At 64.0% G+C, this 2,281-nt stretch carries 3 protein-coding genes; 2 read left to right on the top strand and 1 reads right to left on the bottom strand.

Annotated elements, in window-relative coordinates:
- The first annotated feature begins 152 nt into the window (after window positions 1-152).
- A complete protein-coding gene (gene pyk / locus VEK15_08325) occupies window positions 153-1,619 on the top strand; it encodes a pyruvate kinase (protein HXV60685.1) in 1,467 nt (488 codons plus the stop codon).
- Window positions 1,620-1,653: 34 nt separating this feature from the next.
- Entirely contained in the window at window positions 1,654-2,031 is a 378-nt protein-coding gene (locus VEK15_08320; protein HXV60684.1) for a cupin domain-containing protein, read from the top strand.
- A gap of 57 nt (window positions 2,032-2,088) precedes the next feature.
- On the opposite strand, the gene VEK15_08315 is transcribed toward VEK15_08320, so the two are convergent.
- On the bottom strand, window positions 2,089-2,281 hold a 193-nt coding region (locus VEK15_08315), incomplete at its 5' end, for a hypothetical protein (GenBank protein HXV60683.1).

The following is a 2,281-nucleotide window of genomic DNA, read 5'->3' as shown; positions in this document are numbered from 1 at the left end:
CGACCACATCGCGCGGGTTTGGACCGACATGAGACCTCTCAGCGTTCGCATACAGATGGATGAGCGCCGCGATTCCGGACCCCCGGATCGCCAACGACGTTCGCGCGATCCTTTCGATTCTTACAAAATCACTCAAGGATGAAACCACCTCAATGCCGATCGAGATCGATGTCCTTCCGCTGAAGTACCGGAGGACGAAGATCGTCGCCACACTCGGGCCGAGCTCGACCGAGCCAGACGTCCTCGCCGCTCTCGTCGACGCGGGCGTGGATGTCTTCCGCCTGAATATGTCACACGGCACCCACGAAACTCACCGGGTGGCCTATGAGCGTGTCCGGCGCGCCGCGGAAGCTCGCAAAAAAACCGTCGGCGTCCTCGTCGACCTGAGCGGGCCCAAGATGCGCGTAGGGAGCTTCGCGGGAGGAGGAATCCGCCTCGCGCGAGGCGGCGAGGTCACCGTCACCACCCGAGACGTTCGCGGCAGAGACGGACTCATCCCGTCCCAATACGGGGCGCTCGCACGCGACCTGAAGCCGGGCGATCGGATTCTCCTCGACGACGGGACTCTCGAGCTCGAGGTGGTCCGCACCGAGGAGACGGACGTCGTCTGCGTGGTTCGAGCGGGCGGTGAGCTCACCGACCACAAGGGGATGAACCTGCCCGGAGTGGCGCTCTCGATTCCGTCTCTGACTTCGAAAGACCGCGACGACGCACGCTTCGCCCTCGAGCTCGGTTGCGATTTTGTCGCGCTGTCCTTCGTCCGCCGCGCGGCAGACGTCGAGGAACTGCGGGCGCTGATGAGCGACGCCGGGGGCCATGTCCCGATCATCGCCAAGATCGAGCGGCCGGAAGCACTTTCCGATATCGATGCCATTCTGGATGTTACGGACGGTATCATGGTGGCGCGAGGAGACCTCGGGGTCGAGCTTCCGCCGCAGTCCGTACCCCTCATTCAGATTCAGCTCACCGACCTCGCCCGCACGAAGGCGAAGCCGGTCATCGTTGCCACCCAGATGCTCGAATCGATGGTGTCCCATTCGCGTCCAACCCGGGCCGAGGTCTCGGACGTCGCCCTCGCGGTACGAAGCGGTGCCGATGCCGTGATGCTTTCGGCCGAGTCGGCGATCGGGAAGTTCCCCGTCGAGGCGGTCTCGATGATGGACACCGTGGCGCGGAAGACCGAGGCCTACCTCTTTCACCGGGGGGCCTTTCGCCTGCTATCGAGCCCATTGGACGGAGGCACAGAATCGTTGCTCGAGGGAAAGGTGGAGGATGCCATGGCGCGGGCGATGTCGCAGCTCTCGCGGGACCTCCGGGTGCGGGCGATTCACGTAATCTCTCGAAGCGGTCGCACGACCGCGGTCATGAGCTCATCGAGACCGGCGGCCCCGATCGTGGCGACCTCACCCGACCCGGGAACGTGCCGCCGCGCCGGCCTTCTCTGGGGCGTTATGCCCGAGTCGGTTAGCGAGGCGGAGCTCGAGCACCCTCACGAGCTCACGCGGACGCTTGCGCGCAAGTTTGGCTTCGGCGAGGAAGGGCAGAAGGTCCTCCTGGTGCGCGGCTTCGGCACCGATCCGAGAACAGATACCCCGAGCATTACCCTCGTAACGATTTGACCATGGAGTAGATTCCCTCTGAGAGGAGGCTTTCATGACTCGTCGGATCGCATTCTTGCTTGCCGGCTCGTTGCTGCTTTTGTCGAGCCCCGTTGTCACCCAGCAGAGCTTCTACCAGCATTACCCGAACATTCCCGGAGAGGTCATCTTCGAGAACGACCGCCTCGTCGTGCAGCGGTACATCGTCGAGCCCGGTCAATGGGAAGGCGTCCATACCCACTCGGGAAACCAGCTCTACGTGCACATCAAGGGCGGCGAGTGGACCGTACGTTATGGAGACAAGAAGGAGACGTCGGTCGCGGAGGACGGCTCGGTGGGCTGGATGGAGAAGGTCACGCTGAGCCAGGACCATGAATCCGGCAACACCGGGGACCGACCGATCGAGTTCCTGTGGATTACGCTAAAGCAGTAAATCTTCGCTCCGAAAGCGCGTTACCGTATATGAGGTGACCTGGCCGCAAGGCCGGAATCACTCGTGGCGCAGGGCGACGATGGGGTCGAGCCGCGACGCTCGGAAAGCGGGAAACGCGGTCGCGGCAGCGGCCACGAGCAGGAGGACCGCCGCCGTCGCCGCGTAGGTGCGCACGTCCGTCGCGGAGATCCCATAGAGCTGGCTTGCGAGGAACCGGCTCATGAGAAGGGCCCCCGCGAGTCCCCCCGTT

The sequence above is a fragment of the Vicinamibacteria bacterium genome (assembly GCA_035620555.1).
Taxonomy (GTDB): Bacteria; Acidobacteriota; Vicinamibacteria; order Marinacidobacterales; family SMYC01; genus DASPGQ01.
The sequence above is the reverse complement of the archived record's forward strand: the minus strand, read 5'-3'. Positions and strand labels throughout refer to the sequence as shown.